The sequence below is a fragment of the Caecibacteroides pullorum genome (assembly GCF_019239235.1).
GTDB classification, from domain to species: Bacteria; Bacteroidota; Bacteroidia; order Bacteroidales; family Bacteroidaceae; genus Bacteroides; species Bacteroides pullorum.
On record NZ_JAAZTS010000017.1, the window covers coordinates 1 to 16,354 of the forward strand.

Genomic DNA, 16,354 nt, shown 5'->3' on the forward strand with positions numbered 1-16,354 from the left:
GACAAGTGGCTTTATAGCCTTTTTTCATATCCTTATAAGGTAGTTTCCACACTTTCTTTATTATGTCTGCTGGAATAGCCCTTTTGCGTGTAGCTTCTTGCTTAGGAATTTTAAAATCATCAAAAGGAGAATTGGGTATAAGAATAAGATTTTTTTCTTTCTTGTTGTACCTCTTTTTAGCTTCATTGAATAGTTTCTTTATGCTTATCAGATAAAGGGATAGAGAGCGGTTAGACGGAACACGTTTTCCTTGCTGTATGAGTTTCTTAGTTCTTTCTTCATGCTCTTTAATAAGAAACGCTTTAAATTGTTCTAGAAAGTCTAAAGTAATAAGATTTATATTCAGACTTTCTTCTCCTACAAACCTTACCAAAGCATTAATGGCAGTTGTGTAATTAGGTGCGCCTTTAATAGTGGTAGTGGCTATCCATTCACGGCTGAATTTAATAAAGTCAATTGTTTGTTGTTTCTGCTGCTCGTCATTTAAGTAATCCATTATCTCGTCAATAGTGTAACGGTTTAACTCAATTTGGAGTTTGGCGCATTTACTTTGATAGCTTTGAATAAGGTTGTTTACTTCCCGTTTTAATGGTGAAGATGGCTTGATTTTAAAGTCTTTAGTTAAATCTTTAGAAGTCGCAAAAAGACTAGTTGAAATTCGTTTCATCTTCCTGTTTAGGGTGAATCTTAGACGTACGGTGAAACACTCATTTGATTGTCTTTGGATTTTTACGATTTCTGGATTGATTGTCAGCATATTGCATATTGTTTAACTGGTGAAACAATAGTGAAACAAATGCTTTAAATGGAGGCGAAAGTTGGTTAGAGCAACAGCGTATAATCTGGAGGTGCTCCACAAAAAAAGCTCTATTCTGTTAAGAATGAGCCTTTTAGTTTGTGGACCAGCCTGGGCTTGAACCAGGGACCTCCAGATTATGAGTCTGTTGCTCTAACCAACTGAGCTACAAGTCCGGTGTATCCTTTCGGGGATAGCGGTGCAAAATTAGCACATTCCGTTGAATTATGCAAGGGATTGAGGGAAAAATGCGTTCCCTTTGGGTCTAGAAGTTGTATTTTCGTTTTGGATTTTTAGGAAACCAACCTTTCTTGACGCGCTCTTCCTGTTCGAATACTTCTTTGATCGTCCAAAAAGAGGAGAAAGCGAATACGCCCAGCAGGGAAGAGTACAGAATGTTGTCTACGCAAATGGAAGCTGCAACACCTGCTAAGCCCACTAATAGGAATATCCACCAGCAACGTGTCCCCCAATAATATTCGGCTTTCACTACAATGGGATGGAAAAGCCCGATGATCAAAAAGGTACAGATGCCAATAAAAAGGCCTGAAAGGCCAAGTTCGCTTAGAAACTCCATATGCAAATCGGAAGCTAGAGTTTCCATGGCAAAGGGAGTGAACTGACATGATAGTCCGTACTACCCGTTGCCATGGAGACGTATAGTAGATTATTCTTGGCAGATAGGAATCTCTTTCTTGATACTCTGCTCCAGTGAGATCAGTGTCTCAGTAGCTGTGACGCCAGGTATTTCCTGCATCTTGTTGTTTAGCAGGTCCATCAGGTGCTCGTTGTCGCGGGCATATACTTTGGTCAGCATGGTGTAGGGACCTGTGGTGAAATGGCATTCAACAATTTCAGGTATTTTGTTCAGCTCGGCTACTACGGTTTTGTACATGGAGCCTCTCTCCAACTTGATTCCCACGTAAGTGCAGGTGCGATATCCCAGCGATTTGGGGTTTACGTGGTAGCCGGAGCCAACAATGACACCCAAGTCAATCAGGCGCTGTACACGTTGGTGGATAGCGGCGCGTGATACACCACACTCGGCAGCCACGTCCTTGAAAGGAATACGGGCATTTTGGGAAATGATTTCCAAAATTTGACGGTCCAGATTGTCTATTTTCTCCATAATATACGTTTGTAAATTACTTGTTGTTATCAAATAGTAAGCAAATATAGAACTTTATTTTAATTTTATCTATAGAAGGGATGGAAAAAATAGGGAAAAGTAAAAAAAGAAACGGATGGAACCGCTGTTTTGCAGCATTTGTTCCATCCGCTTCATTTGTCATTTTGACACGAATGTTTTCGAATCTTTATTTCTTTTTGCCGATACCTACCAATTCAACTTCGAAGATCAGAGTAGAGAACGGTTTGATGTCTGCACCAGTAGCTCTTGAGCCATATGCCAGGTCGTAGGGGATATAGAGTTCCCACTTGGAGCCTACAGGCATCATGGTCAATGCTTCGGTCCAGCCTTTGATTACCTGGTTGGCACGGAAGGTAGCGGGCTGTGACTTGCCGTCTTTGTCTTTACGCTTGTAGGAGCTGTCGAACTCGGTACCGTCGATCAGTGTACCTTTGTAGTTTACTTGTACATAGCTGGTGTCGGCAGGAATTTCACCTGTACCTTTGGTCAGGATCTTGTACTGCAGGCCGCTTTCCGTCGTTACCACGCCTTCTTTTGCCTTGTTTTCTGCCAGGAATTTCTCTCCTTCAGCGATGACGTCAGCATATTGTTTTTTCAGTGCTTTTTCTCTTACCACTTCCATCTGGCTTTGCATATAGCCTTGTGCGAACATTTTGTCCATCTGGCCTTTGCCTACTACGCCGGCAATGAAACCTGCGAGCAGGTTTTCGCGGCTGAGGCTCTGTGTAGAGTCGTTGCCAAAGATCTGTTGGTTGAAGCCTTCTACCCACTGCTTGCTGACCATCTGGCCTACCTGCAGACCTGTCATATAGGCTACATCTTTCTTGTCGATCTTAGCGGCACCTTCGTTGAAACCTTTGATGAATTCAGCCATCTGGGTGCTGTCGATACCCTGTTGCATCAGGAACTGATCCAGACCTTCAGTACGGGCCATACCGATAGCATAAGAAAGTGAGTCGATGTCTGTTGACAGATTGGCTTTAGGAGCCTGAGCCGTACAAGACGTCAAGGCTGCTGCGGCAGCCAGCGTCATCATAAATGTTACTTTTTTCATGTTTTTCTCTTACTTAATTTATTTTTTGTCAGATAAAATTTTCAAGAGTTCCACTTCGAAGATCAGTGTGCTGTGGGGTGGAATCATTTCGCCAGCGCCGTGTGCGCCATAGCCTAATTCGCTAGGAATGTAGAGTTTCCATTTGGCACCTTCGGGCATCAGTTGGAGGGCTTCCACCCAGCCGGGGATTACCTGGTTGACACCGAATGTGGCAGGCTGGCCGCGCTTGATGGAGCTGTCGAAGAGGGTACCGTCAACAAGGGTTCCTTCGTAGTGGCATTGCACCTGGTCGTCTATCTTGGCATAGTGGCCTACGTTGCCTTCCTTGATCACTTCGTATTGCAGGCCGCTGGGCAGGGTTACCACGCCTGGACGCTGCTTGTTTTCTTCCAGGAATTTCTTGCCCTTTTCGATGTTTTCGGCATTGATGCGGGCTTCCATTTCTTCGAAGTATTTGTTTACGATTTCACGTGCCTCGGTATGTGTGATTTCTGTTGGATTTCCGTTCAGCACGTCGCTGATGGCGCGTGCGAAATCATCTACTGAGATGCCCTTGGCACCCATGCTTAAAAGATTCTGACCTATACCCAGGCCGATTGCATAACTGAATTTGTCCATAGTTCTTTTTATATGAGTCGCAAAAGTACGGGTTTTATTTGAATGTTAACAGTTTGCAGTATTTAAAATTTCTTATTTATGTGATAACTTGGATATTCTTTTTCTATCTTTGGTGTACAAATGCTTAAAGAAAGGAGTCGGTTATGAAAAATCTGGTAGTATTGTCGGGCGCGGGTATGAGCGCCGAAAGCGGCATCAGTACTTTCCGCGACGCAGGCGGCTTGTGGGATCGCTATCCTGTGGAGCAGGTGGCTACGCCCGAAGGTTATGCGCGCGATCCTGAACTGGTCATCAACTTTTATAACGAGCGGCGCAAACAACTGCTTGACGTGAAACCCAATGAGGGGCATATCGGTGTAGCACAACTGGAAAAAGATTTCAATGTGACGGTTGTCACGCAAAATATTGACAACCTGCACGAGCGGGCAGGCAGTACGAAGGTCATCCACCTGCATGGCGAGCTGACCAAAATGTGCTCCAGTCGCGATCCCTACAATCCGCGCTACATCAAGGAATTGAAGCCTGCGGAATATGAAACTCGCGCTACTGACCGTGCAGGCGATGGCAGTCCCTTGCGTCCCTTCATTGTGTGGTTTGGCGAAGCCGTGCCTGAGATTGAGACAGCTATCGGCTATGTGGAGCAGGCAGACATTTTTGTTATCATCGGTACGTCGATGAACGTCTATCCTGCTGCGGGGTTGCTTCACTATGTGCCTGCCCGTGCCGAAGTCTATCTTATAGACCCCAAACCTGTGGATACACATAGTGCGCGCCCAATACACGTTATCCAGAAGGGAGCTTCTGAGGGAGTAAAGGAGTTACGTGCGTTGCTGGGTTGCGCTTCTTCTTTATAAGCTTAGGAAAAAGGGTTCTTTTTCGTATCAGACATTGGCTGCTGGAAAAGCATTGTTTTCCTTGAAAGAAAGCAATGCTTTTCTTCGTGTAAAACAGTGCTTTCCTTGAAAGGGAACATTGCCTGCTTTTTACGAACGGATTGCTGGTTCTCTTTTTATTTCTTTAATAAGAGGCGAAGAACGAACCACAGGTGGAAGGCCAAGGTGCTTGTCCAGCCATAGTGGCGGGCCATGATGCGGAAACGCTCTTTGAGAGAAGCCTTGTGGTTGCGCGTCGTCATACCTTCAGCGAGATAGTCGATGAGGGTAAGGTGGGTGTTGTGGAGAACCTTCGACTTTTTCATAATCTTGATGCACCAGTCGAAGTCGGCCGAGAAGCGATAGCGCAGGTCATAAGGCATCACGAGGTCGCGTCGGGGAAAGAAGGCCTGGTGGCAGACGAGCATCCCCTGGCGGAAACTTTTCCATGTCAGTACTTCGGGGGCCGAGAGGCGGCGCATACGCAGGAAGTGGCCTTCATGATCTACCAGCTCCGTTTCGCCATAGAGCACATCGGGCAGTTGGGGTGTGTGGATAGAGTGCACCATCTGTTGCAGGGTGTCGTCTTCGTGAAAGCTGTCGCCTGCGTTGAGAAAGCACAGGTAGTCGCCCGTGGCCAGGCCGATTCCCTTGTTCATGGCGTCATAAAGACCTTTGTCACGTTCGCTGACGACGATGGCGATGTGTTCGCGATAGCGGTTTACGATGTCCATCGTGCGATCTTTCGAAGCGCCGTCCACGATGATGTACTCCACGTGGTGGTAGGTCTGCGAGATGACACTTTGGATGGTGTCCTCGATGGTTGCCTCGGCGTTGTAGCAGACGGTGATGACGCTGAATTTCGGGGTAGGGTGATTATGCATTTCTTCCAGTCACTTTGTTGTAGAGATCGATGTATCGTTTGGCCACGCTGCTTTCTGAATAGTGGCTGACTGCCTTGCGGCAGGCCTGTTCGCAGAGGCTGGGGTAGTCGGGGTCGGTCAAGGCCCAATAGATACCGTTGGCGAAGTCGTCGGACGATTTGTATTGGGCTACATAGCCGTTGTGCAGGTGGTCTATCATTTCGGGGATGCCACCCACGTTGAAACCTACGCAAGGCGTACCACAGGCCATCGCTTCCATAATGGTGTTGGGCAGGTTTTCCTCTAGTGAAGGGGTGACGAAGAGGTCGACGGCGTTATAGATATCTACCAGTTGGTGTTCGTCTTGTACGAAGTCCAGCGGGTAGACCTTGAAAGGGAGCAAGTCGGCCAATTGTTCGGATTGTTTGCCGAAAGCGACGACGGCCAGTTGGTCTTTCAGTTCGGCATGCTTGTTTGCCAATATGTTGCACGATCCGATCAGATAATCGATGCCTTTGCGTTTGTCTGTGATTTTGACAGAACCGAAGAGGATGAGCTTCTTATTCGAAGGAAGTTTCAAGCGTTCGCGGGCAGTCACCTTGTTATGCGGCTTGAACAGGTTGATGTTCAGCGGATTGGGGATGCAGACGATCTTGTGCCCTGTGGTCAGCGCGCTCTGGCGGGCTTTTTCCTCCAGCCAATGGCTACATGTGACGAAGCTCAGTGAGTAGTCGTGGTAGAGCCGTTGTTTCCGACGGAAGACGCGATAGGAGAGATCGTGCCGATGCCCATTTCCATAAAGGAAGGGGCATGAACCACATTCCTGCCGATAGTTTTCACATTCGCGCGCGTGGTGGCAGATGCCTGTACAGGGCCACATGTCGTGCATTGTCCAGACGACAGGTTTGCCCGAGGCCAGTATCTTTTCGAGGTTCTTCAGCGAGAGCATACCCTGGTTGATCCAATGAAGGTGGATAACGTCGGCCTGTTGGAATTCGGGCAGGGAGGTGATGTCAGTGCCTGCGTTTGCGATGTCCACGGCAAAAAGGTTGTTCTTTTTGAAGCGATTGGCTTTCCAGATGACGATACGCTCCCACACAAACTTCCATACCAGTTTCCAGCTACGGCGCAGGGCAACGACCGTAATCTGTTCCGTCTGCTTGTCGCGCACGAGCAGTTTGGCCTTGATGCCATTGTTTTTCAGGGCTTCCATCAAGCGGCTGGCAGCTACGGCTGCTCCACCGATACGCTCGGATGTATTGATTAGCAGGACTCTCATGTGACTTTTCCGAATTGTTGTGGCAAAAGTAGTGCTTTTATGGTGATTTCGAGTATAAAAGTCCTCGTTTTTTTAGCCTGTAAATGGCAAACTCTGTATCTTTGCACCACTTATTCTAACATGATGTAATATGGGTGAAAAAGGATTGAAATGGTTGGAGTCGCTTTGGCAGTGCTTTCTGAGCCTGGTGAAAATCGTGTTGCAATCGAGGCGGAGCACACCGCTTCCATCAGATTTTGGAGGGGCGGACGAGTTGTTAATACTGGCCAACGGCCCTTCATTGAAGAAAACCGTAGAAGAGTCGGCTGAGTTTATGCGAGGGAAAACGCTGTTGGCAGTCAACTTTTGTGTCACTTCGCCTATGTTCGAGCAATTGCGTCCCCAGCTCTATTTGATTGCCGATCCGCTTTTCTGGATTGTGCCCGAGAAGCGTGAGCAGCTCTTTGGTACTCTGGCCGAGAAGACAACGTGGGACATGTACTTCTTCGTTCCTTCGCGGGCGTTGAAAAATAAGGAATGGCAACCGCTTCTGGCCGGCAATCCCCACATTAAACTCTGCATTTACAATACCACGCCCATCGAGGGCTTCCAGTCTTTCTGTAACTGGGTATTCCGTAAGGGATGGGGCGTACCTCGTCCGCACAATGTGTTGATACCGTCTATCGCCATCGCCCTCCGCTTGCCTTTCCGGCGCATCTATCTGGCGGGAGCCGACCACTCGTGGCTGCCCGAAATTCACGTGACGGACGACAACGTGGTGCTGATGCATCAGAAGCATTTCTACGACCAGAATAAGTCTCAGGCGGCTACCGTGACTCAAGAAAACCTGCATAGCGCACGGCTCTATACCATCCTTTACCACATGTATGTGGCTTTCAAGTCCTACTTTGTGCTCGAGGCCTATTCGCGTAGTTTGGGCAAGGAAATCATTAACGTTACCCCAGGCAGTTATATTGACGCCTTCAAACGAATGAAGATATGAAAGACGGAATTATCATTCAGGCACGTACCGGCTCTACCCGGCTGCACAACAAGATATTGCTCCCTTTCTATGGCGAGCAGCGCATTATTGACATTCTTATTGAAAACATCCGACGGGCTTGTCCTGACAAGCAGGTGATACTGGCCACGACCGTCCGTCCACAGGACGACGTGCTGGAGCAGGTGGCACGTGGGGCTGGAATTGACTGCTTCCGCGGCGATGAGGACAACGTGCTCGGTCGCTTCATTCGTGCTGCCGAGGCGTTCGGACTCGACCGCTTCATTCGAGTCTGCTCGGACAATCCTTTCCTGCGTCCCGATACTTTCCAGACGTTCTTTGACGCTTTCGATGAAGAACCTGCCGATTACATTGCTTATGGCTTTGCCGATGGGCGGCCTACCATCAAGTCTCACTTGGGGTTGTTTGCTGAGCTCACTACGAAAGAAGCGTTGCGTCGCGCAGCCTTGCTTACGCAGGAAAAACTCTATATCGAACACGTCACGATCTATCTTTATACTCATCCCGCCGACTTCCACGTCAGATTGTTGCCTCTGCCCGAAGAATTGGAAGGACGATTCGACTTGCGTTTCACGCTGGATACAATGGACGATTTCCTGTTGCTTCAGCGTCTTTATGCCGAGTGGTTCGAGCAGACAGACCGTAGCCTGCATGCACTGCTCCGACTGGTGGAGGCGCATCCCGAATATCGCGAGAAGATGCTGGAGAATATAGCCCGTAACGAAAAATAATGAAACAATGAGTACTTATATTATTGGAGAAATCGGACAGAACCACAACGGCTCTGTCGACATAGCTAAGCTGATTGTCGACTTGGTGTCACGCCCCGTGCGCGAGGAGGTCTTCGGCATCGACTTGCGTCCGATGGACGCCGTGAAGATGACCAAGCGCGACCTGAACGAAGAACTGACTGATTCGCAGATGAACCGTCCATATGACTCGCCTCATTCTTTCGGCCGAACCTACGGTGAGCACCGCGCCTTTTTGGAGCTGACTGACGAGGAACATTTCGAGGTCTACAAGCATGCGAAGGCTCTGGGATTGGATTTCGTGGAGACGCTCTGCTCGGTGGGTTGTCTGTCGCTGCTGAAGCTCTTCACGCCGGACCGCCTGAAGGTAGCCAGCCGCGACCTGACGAACTTGCCCCTACTGGAGGCGATGGCGGAGACGAAGATTCCCATCATCCTGTCCACTGGCATGGCGGGCTGCAAGGAGTTGGACGATGCGCTGGAGGTCATCACGCATTACCACGACAACATAGCCATCCTGCATTGTGTGTCGCAATATCCCACCGCGCCGGATAATCTGAACCTGCGTACCATCACTTATTTGAAGAAACACTATGGCCAATACACCATCGGTTTCTCCGACCACACCATCGGCATCGCTGCGCCCGTGGTGGCTGTCGGTATGGGGGCGGAAATCATCGAGAAGCACATTACCATCGACCGCCGCATGAAGGGCACCGACCAGCAAGGTTCGTTGGGACCGGACGGTGTGAACCGCATGATCCGTGACATTCGCATCGCTGAGCGCTGGATGGGCCGCGAGGAACTCTACATTGATCCTGCTGTCTCAGCTGCCAAGGTGAAGTTGGAGCGCTCCATTGCCACGCGCCGCGACCTGCATCCGGGCGATGTCATCACCGAGGCTGACCTGCATCTGCTCAGCCCCGGCGATGGCTTTAAGTGGGTCGAGCGCGACCGGGTGACGGGCCGCCGGGTGAAGAACTTCATCCCCCGCAACGAGATTGTGTATCCGAAAGACATTGAATGACCGGCTGACTGTATAGGCCGACTTAATTGAATTCCTCATGAAACTACTGGCTGTCGTTGTTCTCTACCATCCGGATGGGGACGTATTGGCTAATATCAGGACTTATTTGCCGGGGGTGGATTGTCTGCTGTTGTGGGACAACACGCCCCGCGATTGCATCGACCGTGAGCGGCTGGGGGCGCTCCAGGCCCTTGAGAAGTCCGTCTATATGGGCAAGGGCGAGAATGTGGGCATAGGGGCGGCCTTGAATGCGGCTGTCGATTATGCTCGGCAGCATGGCTTTACCCATCTGGTCACTTTCGACCAGGACAGCCGTTTTGCGTCCGATGACTTCGGGCGCTATCTGGAGGCTGTCCGCAATTGGGGGGCGGATGCCCGTGCCATCTTTTCGACAAATTACTTTATCAAGTCGCAGCAGGCTCCGTTGTATCCGGTGGAGGATGCGGTCGCGGAGGTCTCTTCGGCCATGACTTCGGGGAGCCTTTATCCGCTTTCCCTTTTCGAGGAGCTGGGCGGATTCATGTCCGACCTGTTTGTGTGGGGCATCGACTGCGAGTTTTGCTGGCGGGCGGCGCGGCATCAGGTTCCGACGTTGTGTTTCAGGAACATTTTGCTTCAGCACGATCTGGGATATCAGAAGCGCCGGCGCCGGCTGTTGGGCAAGGAGGTTTTCCCCAATGAATATCCCCCTGCGCGGACTTATTATAATGTGCGCAACGGCATCGTGCTCCACGGGCTTTATCCCGAGGCTATCAACCTGAAGGCGCATTTGCGGTATCATCTGTACAAGCGTGTGGTCTTTGTCGTGTTGTACGAAGACCGGAAGTGGGCCAAGCTGAGGGCTTTGTGGCTGGGATGGCTGGACGGACGCCGGGGAAGGCTGGGTGAGAGAAAGGGATTGTAAATTAAGAAATAGAATCAGGAGATTATGTTACCGAAATTAGTGATGACTGACATCGACGGCGTTTGGACGGACGGCGGCATGTATTACACGGCCGAGGGCGACGCGATGAAGCGCTTCAGCGTGAAAGACGGCTGGGGTGTCAGCTTCCTGCGCAGGCTGGGCATCCCCGTGGCCATCCTGACGGGCGAGGACACGCAGATTGTCCGGCGGCGAGCCGAGAAACTGGGGATTGCGCACTGCTACCTGGGCGTGAAGGACAAGGTGGCGCAGGCCGAGGCGCTGTGCCGAGAGCTGGGTATAGGTCTCGATGAGGCGGCCTTCATCGGCGACGACCTCAACGACCTGCCCCTGCTCCGCAAGGTGGGCTTCAGCGCGTCGCCCGCCAATACACCGGACTATGTGAAGCGCGAGGTGCACTATGTCACGCGTGTCCGCGGCGGGGAGGGCGCTTTCCGCGAGTTTGTGGAGAAATTGCTGGCCGACAACGGCGTGCTGGAGCAGACGGTCGCCTCGTTCCTGTAGCGGAAAGGGTGGTTTTTGTTTTCGGAAATGCGTTTCCCGGCTGGGAAATGCATTTTTTTGTTTCAGAAAATGGTTTTCCCGGTCGGGAAACGGGCTTTTTTTTTCGGAAAGTGCATTTCCCGGTCGGGAATTGCGTTTTTTCGTTTTAGAAAATGCGATTTCCGTGTGGAAATCGGGCTTTTTGTTTTCAGAAGTGCATTTTCCGGTCGGAAATTGCATTTTTCCGTTTCAGAAAATGTGATTTCCGTGTGGAAATCGGGCTTTTTGTTTTCAGAAATGCGTTTTCCGGTCGGAAATCGCGTTTCGCCGTTCAGCGGATGCGGGGCAGGGGGACGAAATAGGAGCAGACGGCGCGGGCTTTCTTCAGCAGGCCGAAGGCGCGGCGCTTCCACAGCGTCCGGCTGTCGGGCCGCAGGGCGAGGAGGCGTCGTTCCACTTCGGCGTGGTCCCACTCGGGGCGCAGGGCGAGTAGGCGCCGTTCCAGCCTTTCGGCCTCGTCGGTCCTTCCCTCCTGGCGGCAGTGGTAGAGCTCGTTCAGGCTGAAGCGGGTGTGGGCGTCGCGGAGCAGTTCGCTGACGTCGGGGCGTGTCTCGCGGAAGTGGTCGATGAGCAGTTCGCGTACTTTCAGGCCGATGTCCATCTTGGCGTAGGCGTCGGTCCGGCTCCAGATGGCGCGGCTGTGCTGGCGGTAGACGGCCATCGGGCGCTTCATGTAGTGGATGCGTCCGTGGGCGGCGTTGAGCATGTGGATGGCGTAGTCGTAGGTGCTCACCTGCGGGAACCAGTCGGGCAGGCGGCCGAAGAGGCCGCGGCGGAACAGGGCGGAGACGTTCGAGATGTAGTTGCTCCGGGCCAGGTCGCAGATGTCCGTGTCCGTCTGCTGGTGTCCGTTGCTCAGGCTCTTGGTGCCGTTGTCGGCGTAGTAGTTGACGACGCGGTGGAAGCAAGTCGAGAAGTCGGGATGTGTGTCCAGGAAGTCGGCCTGGCGTTGCAGTTTCGTTTTGTCCGTCCAGAAGTCGTCGCCCTCGCAGATGGCGATGTAGGTGCCGCGGCACAGGTCGTAGGTGGCCATGAAGTTGCCGATGAGGCCCAGGTTCTGCTCGCGGTCCACGAGCATGATGCGTTCCGGGTAGCGCAGTTTCCACGCCTGGCACCGTTCGGCCGTGCGGTCGGTGCTGGCGTCGTTGCCGATGACCAGTTCGAAGTCGAAGTCTGTCTGTTGCAGCATGACGCTGCGGATGGCCTCGTCGATATAGTCTTCCTGATTGTACGTCAGCATCAGGACGCTGACTTTGGGGCAGTCTTTCATACGATTTTCTTCTTTTTGAACAGATACTGGATGCTTTCGTAGAATATCTTCGAGCGGAGGCGCCACATGAGCAGTACGTACAATGTGGCGGCCATCGCGATTTTGGCTCCGAGGCGCAGGTACAAGTTGCCGATGCCGCGGGTGGCCGTCCACGTGGCAGCCATCACGGCGAGCGTCACCAGCAGGTAGGGCGCGATGTCCTTCAGCACATCCCGCAGGCGGATGCCGGCGTGCTTGCGGGCGAAGTGCTGCCACACGCCCAGCCACAGGAGGTTGGCCGCGGTGAAGGCGACGAGCATCGTGTGCAGCCCGTAGGGATAGCTCGCCCAGACGCACAGCAGCTGGAAGGCACCCAGGCAGATGGTGTTCCACATGTAGATGTTCGGCCGTCCCAAGCTGTTGAGCAGGTTCGAGTAGAGCGTGGACACGGGCATGAAGGCACCCCACACGCAGAGAATCTGCATCACCGGTGCGCAGGGCAGCCACTTGTCCGTGATAGCGATGACGATCAGCTCCTCCGCCACGAGCCCCAGGCCGAACATGGCGGGCAGGCTGACAAATACCGTGAAACGCAACATCTTGTGGAAGATGTGCTGCAGGCGTGCCGGATCGTCCGACGCCTCGCGGAACACTGGCTGCCCCACGCTGTTGACCATCCCCGACACGGTGGAGTAGCCCATCGTCGTCCACTTGCTGCCCTGCGTGTAGTAGCCCACCTGCTGCAACGTATAGAAGCGTCCCAGCAGTACGGAGAAGATATTGTTGTTGACGTGCGTGAAGATGGACGTGAACAGCAGCTTGCTGCTGAAGGGCAGCATGTCAAGTAGTGCTTTCCTGTTGAACGAGAATGTCGGCCTCCAGGGCGAGCGCAGCCAGATGAGCAGCGCGTTCATGCCCGAGTATACAACTGTCTGCACGGCGATGCCCCAACTGCCCCAGCCACGGTAGGCACACGTGACGCCCACGATACCCGACACGATGATGGCGGTAATCTGTATCTGGCTGCGCTCCTTCACCATCAGGTTGCGGAAGTAGTAGGCCAGCGGTGCTGCTGTCGTGCTGCCCACCAGGAAGCTGAGGAACAGGAAGCGGGCCAGGGGCGCCAGTTCGGGCGTGTGGTAGAAGCGGGCAATGAGCGGCGCGCAGGCAAACAACAACAGGTAGAGTGTCCCACCCACGGTGATGTTGAACCAGAACACGGCATTGTAGTCGTCGTGGCGCACCTCCTTCTTGTTGACGATGGCCAGGATGAACCCGCTCTCGGCGAAGATACCCGCCAGGGCGGAGAAGATGGTCAACGCGCCTACCATGCCGTAGTCGGCGGGTGTCAGCAATCGGGACAGAAAAATGCCAAAGGCGAGATTGAGCAACTGCAGTGCGCCGTTGCCAATCCCGCCCCATAGCAAGCCTTTAGCGGTTTTTTCTTTCAGTGACGGTTGAGACATGATTACTTCACTTCGCTACCCGGCTTCACCTCGCGCAGCACGGAGGTTACGGCCAGCGAACCGTCGTAGTTCTCGGCAGAGAGAATCATACCTTCGCTGACGAGGCCGTTCTTGAACTGACGTGGAGCCAGGTTGGCAATGAACAGCACCTGTTTGCCCACCAGTTCTTCGGGTTTGTAGTGCTGGGCGATGCCGCTGACGATGGTGCGGTTCTCCAGACCGTCGGCTATCTTGAACTGAAGCAACTTCTTCATTTTGGGTACGGCCGAACATTCCAGCACGGTACCTACACGGATGTCCAGCTTCTCGAACTCTTCGAACGAGATGGTCGGCTTGATGGGGTTGGCCTTATAGTTCGCAGCCTCGTTGGCTTTCTTCGTAGCGAGCAGCTTGTCCACCTGTGCCTGGATGGCCTCGTCGTCAATCTTCTCGAACAGCAGCTCGGGGGTGCCCAGCTTGTGTCCGGCAGCCAGCAGGTCAGTGCGGCCCAGGTTTGCCCAGTCGAAGCTCTCCATGTTCAGCATGTGGCGCAGGCGCTCGCTGCTGAAGGGCAGGAATGGCTCGAAGGCGATGGCCAGGTTGGCCGTCAGCTGCAGGGCAATATGCAGGATGGTCTGTACGCGGTTCATGTCGGTCTTGGCCAGTTTCCAGGGCTCGGTGTCGGCCAGGTACTTGTTGCCGATGCGGGCCAGGTTCATGGCTTCCTTCTGTGCGTCGCGGAACTTGAATACGTCGAGCAGCTTCTCCACTTCGCTCTTCACGTCGGCGAACTCCTTCAGTGTCTCGCGGTCGTAGTCGGTCAGTTCGCCACAGGCGGGCACCACGCCGTCGAAGTATTTCTTGGTGAGCTGCAGGGCGCGGTTCACGAAGTTGCCATAGACGGCCACCAGCTCGTTGTTGTTGCGTGCCTGGAAATCCTTCCACGTAAAGTCGTTGTCCTTCGTCTCGGGAGCGTTGGCGGTGAGCACGTAGCGCAGCACGTCCTGTTTGCCGGGGAAGTCCTGCAGGTATTCGTGCAACCACACGGCCCAGTTGCGCGAAGTGGATATCTTGTCGCCTTCCAGGTTCAGGAACTCGTTGGAGGGCACATTGTCCGGCAGGATGTACGAGCCTTCGGCCTTCAGCATGGCGGGGAAGACGATGCAGTGGAATACGATGTTGTCCTTGCCGATGAAGTGAACGAGGCGTGTTTCGGGGTCTTTCCACCACTTCTCCCACGAGTCGGGCAGCAGCTCCTTGGTGTTGCTGATGTAGCCGATAGGAGCGTCGAACCACACGTAGAGCACCTTACCTTCGGCACCTTCTACGGGTACAGGGATACCCCAGTCCAGGTCGCGGCTCACGGCGCGCGGCTGCAATCCCATGTCGAGCCACGACTTGCACTGACCGTAGACATTGGGACGCCATTCCTTGTGGTCTTCCAGAATCCACTGGCGCAGCCAGCCTTCATGCTTGTCCAGCGGGAGGTACCAGTGCTTGGTTTCCTTCATGACAGGCTTGCTGCCGCTGATGGCGCTCTTGGGGTTGATGAGCTCCGTGGGGCTCAGCGTGGAGCCGCACTTCTCGCACTGGTCGCCATAGGCACCTTCGGCGTGGCAGCGGGGGCATTCGCCGGTGATGTAGCGGTCGGCCAGGAAAGTTTTAGCTTCCTCGTCGTAGTATTGCATGGAGGTCTTTTCGATGAATTCGCCTTTATCGTAGAGCTTGCGGAAGAAGTCGGAAGCCGTCTGGTGGTGTATTTCCGAAGAAGTACGTCCATAGACGTCGAACGAGATGCCGAACTCTTTGAACGAGTCGCGGATCAGCGTATGGTAGCGGTCTACCACGTCTTGGGGTGTACAGCCTTCCTTCTTGGCACGGATGGTGATGGGCACACCGTGCTCGTCGCTTCCGCCGATGAAGATGACGTCCTCCTTCTTGAGGCGCAGGTAGCGCACGTAGATGTCGGCGGGGACGTAGACGCCGGCCAGGTGACCGATGTGGACAGGGCCGTTGGCATAGGGCAGGGCCGATGTCACGGTAGTACGTTTAAACTTTTTCTCCATATTGTTGTTTCTCTTTATGTGACTGAATAATATGCGGCAAAGATACGTTTTTTCCATCATTTTCCCAATTCTTTCCAGATTTACCCCTCTATCTTTGTGGTGTAAAACAATTCGAAAGACGAAGGATGGTGCATTCAGAGTTCTTTCGCATATTGTAAGTCAGAGAAGTATAAAAGAGAATATTTGAATTTAAAAAAGAGAATGATTATGAATGTAAGAAAGTTATTAGCGTTTTTCCCCATTTTGCTGGGAGTATGGATGTTGTCAAGTTGTGACGATGAAAAGAAAATCGATTTTGGCGACCTGCCCAGTGAAGCCCGTTCTTTTATTGAGAACTATTTCCCTAGTGCCGACATCCTTTCCATTGTTCAGGAGAAGGAGGACGGACGCAAGGAATATCAGGTGAAACTGTCTGACGGTACAGACATGGAATTTGATGAAGACGGCGAATGGACGAACATCGAGTGTTATTTCAGTCCGCTGCCGACGGGCATCCTGCCGGCAAACGTAATAACGAAGGTAGAAGAACTGCACCCCGAGGCGTATATCAACGGTGTCGAGAAGGAGCTGGGCGGTTATGTAGTGGAAGTGACGGATGCTGGCGGCATCGACTGGGACATGCGTTTCAATGCCCAATTCGAGTACGTGTCGCAGAGTCAGGACCGGAATGACGACTGACAAGTGTACGTTTTAGGCAAAAGGTTGTGTCGGAGTTCCGGCA

The 16,354-nt window shown here is 52.6% G+C and carries 17 protein-coding genes and 1 tRNA gene; 7 read left to right on the forward strand and 11 right to left on the reverse strand.

Annotated features, from left to right (window positions below):
• From HF894_RS10930 to HF894_RS10955, 6 genes are all read right to left on the reverse strand, one after another.
• Positions 1 to 757, reverse strand: a 757-nt coding sequence (locus tag HF894_RS10930; RefSeq protein WP_204972332.1) for a phage integrase SAM-like domain-containing protein, incomplete at its 3' end; no start/stop codon positions are given.
• Positions 758 to 898: 141 nt separating this feature from the next.
• A tRNA-Ile gene (locus HF894_RS10935) sits at positions 899 to 972 on the reverse strand.
• A gap of 89 nt (positions 973 to 1,061) precedes the next feature.
• Positions 1,062 to 1,373 (reverse strand): DUF4491 family protein, encoded by a 312-nt coding sequence (locus HF894_RS10940; RefSeq protein WP_204972408.1) that lies wholly within the window; start codon positions 1,371 to 1,373, stop codon positions 1,062 to 1,064.
• A gap of 90 nt (positions 1,374 to 1,463) precedes the next feature.
• On the reverse strand, positions 1,464 to 1,925 hold the full coding sequence (locus tag HF894_RS10945; RefSeq protein WP_021847392.1) for an Lrp/AsnC family transcriptional regulator: 462 nt from the start codon (positions 1,923 to 1,925) through the stop codon (positions 1,464 to 1,466).
• Positions 1,926 to 2,112: 187 nt separating this feature from the next.
• Positions 2,113 to 3,000, reverse strand: coding sequence for an FKBP-type peptidyl-prolyl cis-trans isomerase (locus HF894_RS10950; RefSeq protein WP_075318124.1), 888 nt, complete (start codon positions 2,998 to 3,000; stop codon positions 2,113 to 2,115).
• 18 nt (positions 3,001 to 3,018) lie between these two features.
• Positions 3,019 to 3,618, reverse strand: a complete 600-nt coding sequence (locus HF894_RS10955; RefSeq protein ID WP_021847390.1) for an FKBP-type peptidyl-prolyl cis-trans isomerase — start codon at positions 3,616 to 3,618, stop codon at positions 3,019 to 3,021.
• Positions 3,619 to 3,761: 143 nt separating this feature from the next.
• Here HF894_RS10955 and HF894_RS10960 point away from each other — a divergent pair, with 143 nt between their 5' ends.
• Entirely contained in the window at positions 3,762 to 4,472 is a 711-nt protein-coding gene (locus HF894_RS10960) for an NAD-dependent deacylase (RefSeq protein ID WP_204972334.1), read from the forward strand.
• A gap of 155 nt (positions 4,473 to 4,627) precedes the next feature.
• Here HF894_RS10960 and HF894_RS10965 read toward each other — a convergent pair whose 3' ends face one another.
• Entirely contained in the window at positions 4,628 to 5,374 is a 747-nt protein-coding gene (locus HF894_RS10965; protein ID WP_204972336.1) for a glycosyltransferase family 2 protein, read from the reverse strand.
• Positions 5,367 to 6,632: a glycosyltransferase family 4 protein gene (locus tag HF894_RS10970; protein ID WP_204972339.1), complete on the reverse strand. Its 1,266-nt coding sequence runs from the start codon at positions 6,630 to 6,632 to the stop codon at positions 5,367 to 5,369. Before HF894_RS10970 ends, HF894_RS10965 begins: the two co-directional genes overlap by 8 nt.
• Positions 6,633 to 6,762: 130 nt before the next feature.
• Here HF894_RS10970 and HF894_RS10975 point away from each other — a divergent pair, with 130 nt between their 5' ends.
• From HF894_RS10975 to HF894_RS10995, 5 genes are read left to right on the forward strand one after another with little or no spacing between them, the layout of a single operon-like run.
• Positions 6,763 to 7,614, forward strand: coding sequence for a hypothetical protein (locus tag HF894_RS10975; RefSeq protein ID WP_204972341.1), 852 nt, complete (start codon positions 6,763 to 6,765; stop codon positions 7,612 to 7,614).
• Entirely contained in the window at positions 7,611 to 8,363 is a 753-nt protein-coding gene (locus HF894_RS10980; RefSeq protein WP_204972343.1) for a cytidylyltransferase domain-containing protein, read from the forward strand. The genes HF894_RS10975 and HF894_RS10980 overlap by 4 nt, the downstream gene beginning before the upstream one ends.
• Before the next feature lie 7 nt (positions 8,364 to 8,370).
• Entirely contained in the window at positions 8,371 to 9,408 is a 1,038-nt protein-coding gene (locus tag HF894_RS10985) for an N-acetylneuraminate synthase family protein (protein ID WP_204969337.1), read from the forward strand.
• Between the two features lie 37 nt (positions 9,409 to 9,445).
• On the forward strand, positions 9,446 to 10,312 hold the full coding sequence (locus HF894_RS10990; protein WP_204972345.1) for a glycosyltransferase family protein: 867 nt from the start codon (positions 9,446 to 9,448) through the stop codon (positions 10,310 to 10,312).
• Positions 10,313 to 10,336: 24 nt separating this feature from the next.
• On the forward strand, positions 10,337 to 10,834 hold the full coding sequence (locus HF894_RS10995) for a KdsC family phosphatase (RefSeq protein WP_204969335.1): 498 nt from the start codon (positions 10,337 to 10,339) through the stop codon (positions 10,832 to 10,834).
• A 310-nt stretch (positions 10,835 to 11,144) separates the two neighbouring features.
• On the opposite strand, the gene HF894_RS11000 is transcribed toward HF894_RS10995, so the two are convergent.
• Genes HF894_RS11000 through metG form a run of 3 tightly spaced genes read right to left on the reverse strand, consistent with a single transcriptional unit; the run spans position 11,145 to position 15,633 of the window.
• Positions 11,145 to 12,143, reverse strand: coding sequence for a glycosyltransferase (locus tag HF894_RS11000; RefSeq protein ID WP_204972347.1), 999 nt, complete (start codon positions 12,141 to 12,143; stop codon positions 11,145 to 11,147).
• A complete protein-coding gene (locus tag HF894_RS11005) occupies positions 12,140 to 13,588 on the reverse strand; it encodes a lipopolysaccharide biosynthesis protein (protein WP_204972349.1) in 1,449 nt (482 codons plus the stop codon). Before HF894_RS11005 ends, HF894_RS11000 begins: the two co-directional genes overlap by 4 nt.
• Positions 13,589 to 13,590: 2 nt before the next feature.
• Positions 13,591 to 15,633 (reverse strand): methionine--tRNA ligase, encoded by a 2,043-nt coding sequence (gene metG / locus HF894_RS11010; protein ID WP_204972359.1) that lies wholly within the window; start codon positions 15,631 to 15,633, stop codon positions 13,591 to 13,593.
• Positions 15,634 to 15,840: 207 nt separating this feature from the next.
• Between metG and HF894_RS11015 the strand changes: the two genes are divergently transcribed.
• Entirely contained in the window at positions 15,841 to 16,311 is a 471-nt protein-coding gene (locus HF894_RS11015; RefSeq protein ID WP_204972367.1) for a PepSY-like domain-containing protein, read from the forward strand.
• The last annotated feature ends 43 nt before the right edge of the window (positions 16,312 to 16,354 follow it).

Bases quoted from the DNA above. Each gene is read 5' to 3' on its own strand.
- HF894_RS10940 (WP_204972408.1), bottom strand. From the start codon at position 1,373: ATGGAGTTTCTAAGCGAACTTGGCCTTTCAGGCCTTTTTATTGGCATC.
- HF894_RS10945 (WP_021847392.1), bottom strand. From the start codon at position 1,925: ATGGAGAAAATAGACAATCTGGACCGTCAAATTTTGGAAATCATTTCC.
- HF894_RS10950 (WP_075318124.1), bottom strand. From the start codon at position 3,000: ATGAAAAAAGTAACATTTATGATGACGCTGGCTGCCGCAGCAGCCTTG.
- HF894_RS10955 (WP_021847390.1), bottom strand. From the start codon at position 3,618: ATGGACAAATTCAGTTATGCAATCGGCCTGGGTATAGGTCAGAATCTT.
- HF894_RS10960 (WP_204972334.1), top strand. From the start codon at position 3,762: ATGAAAAATCTGGTAGTATTGTCGGGCGCGGGTATGAGCGCCGAAAGC.
- HF894_RS10965 (WP_204972336.1), bottom strand. From the start codon at position 5,374: ATGCATAATCACCCTACCCCGAAATTCAGCGTCATCACCGTCTGCTAC.
- HF894_RS10970 (WP_204972339.1), bottom strand. From the start codon at position 6,632: ATGAGAGTCCTGCTAATCAATACATCCGAGCGTATCGGTGGAGCAGCC.
- HF894_RS10975 (WP_204972341.1), top strand. From the start codon at position 6,763: ATGGGTGAAAAAGGATTGAAATGGTTGGAGTCGCTTTGGCAGTGCTTT.
- HF894_RS10980 (WP_204972343.1), top strand. From the start codon at position 7,611: ATGAAAGACGGAATTATCATTCAGGCACGTACCGGCTCTACCCGGCTG.
- HF894_RS10985 (WP_204969337.1), top strand. From the start codon at position 8,371: ATGAGTACTTATATTATTGGAGAAATCGGACAGAACCACAACGGCTCT.
- HF894_RS10990 (WP_204972345.1), top strand. From the start codon at position 9,446: ATGAAACTACTGGCTGTCGTTGTTCTCTACCATCCGGATGGGGACGTA.
- HF894_RS10995 (WP_204969335.1), top strand. From the start codon at position 10,337: ATGTTACCGAAATTAGTGATGACTGACATCGACGGCGTTTGGACGGAC.
- HF894_RS11000 (WP_204972347.1), bottom strand. From the start codon at position 12,143: ATGAAAGACTGCCCCAAAGTCAGCGTCCTGATGCTGACGTACAATCAG.
- HF894_RS11005 (WP_204972349.1), bottom strand. From the start codon at position 13,588: ATGTCTCAACCGTCACTGAAAGAAAAAACCGCTAAAGGCTTGCTATGG.
- metG (WP_204972359.1), bottom strand. From the start codon at position 15,633: ATGGAGAAAAAGTTTAAACGTACTACCGTGACATCGGCCCTGCCCTAT.
- HF894_RS11015 (WP_204972367.1), top strand. From the start codon at position 15,841: ATGAATGTAAGAAAGTTATTAGCGTTTTTCCCCATTTTGCTGGGAGTA.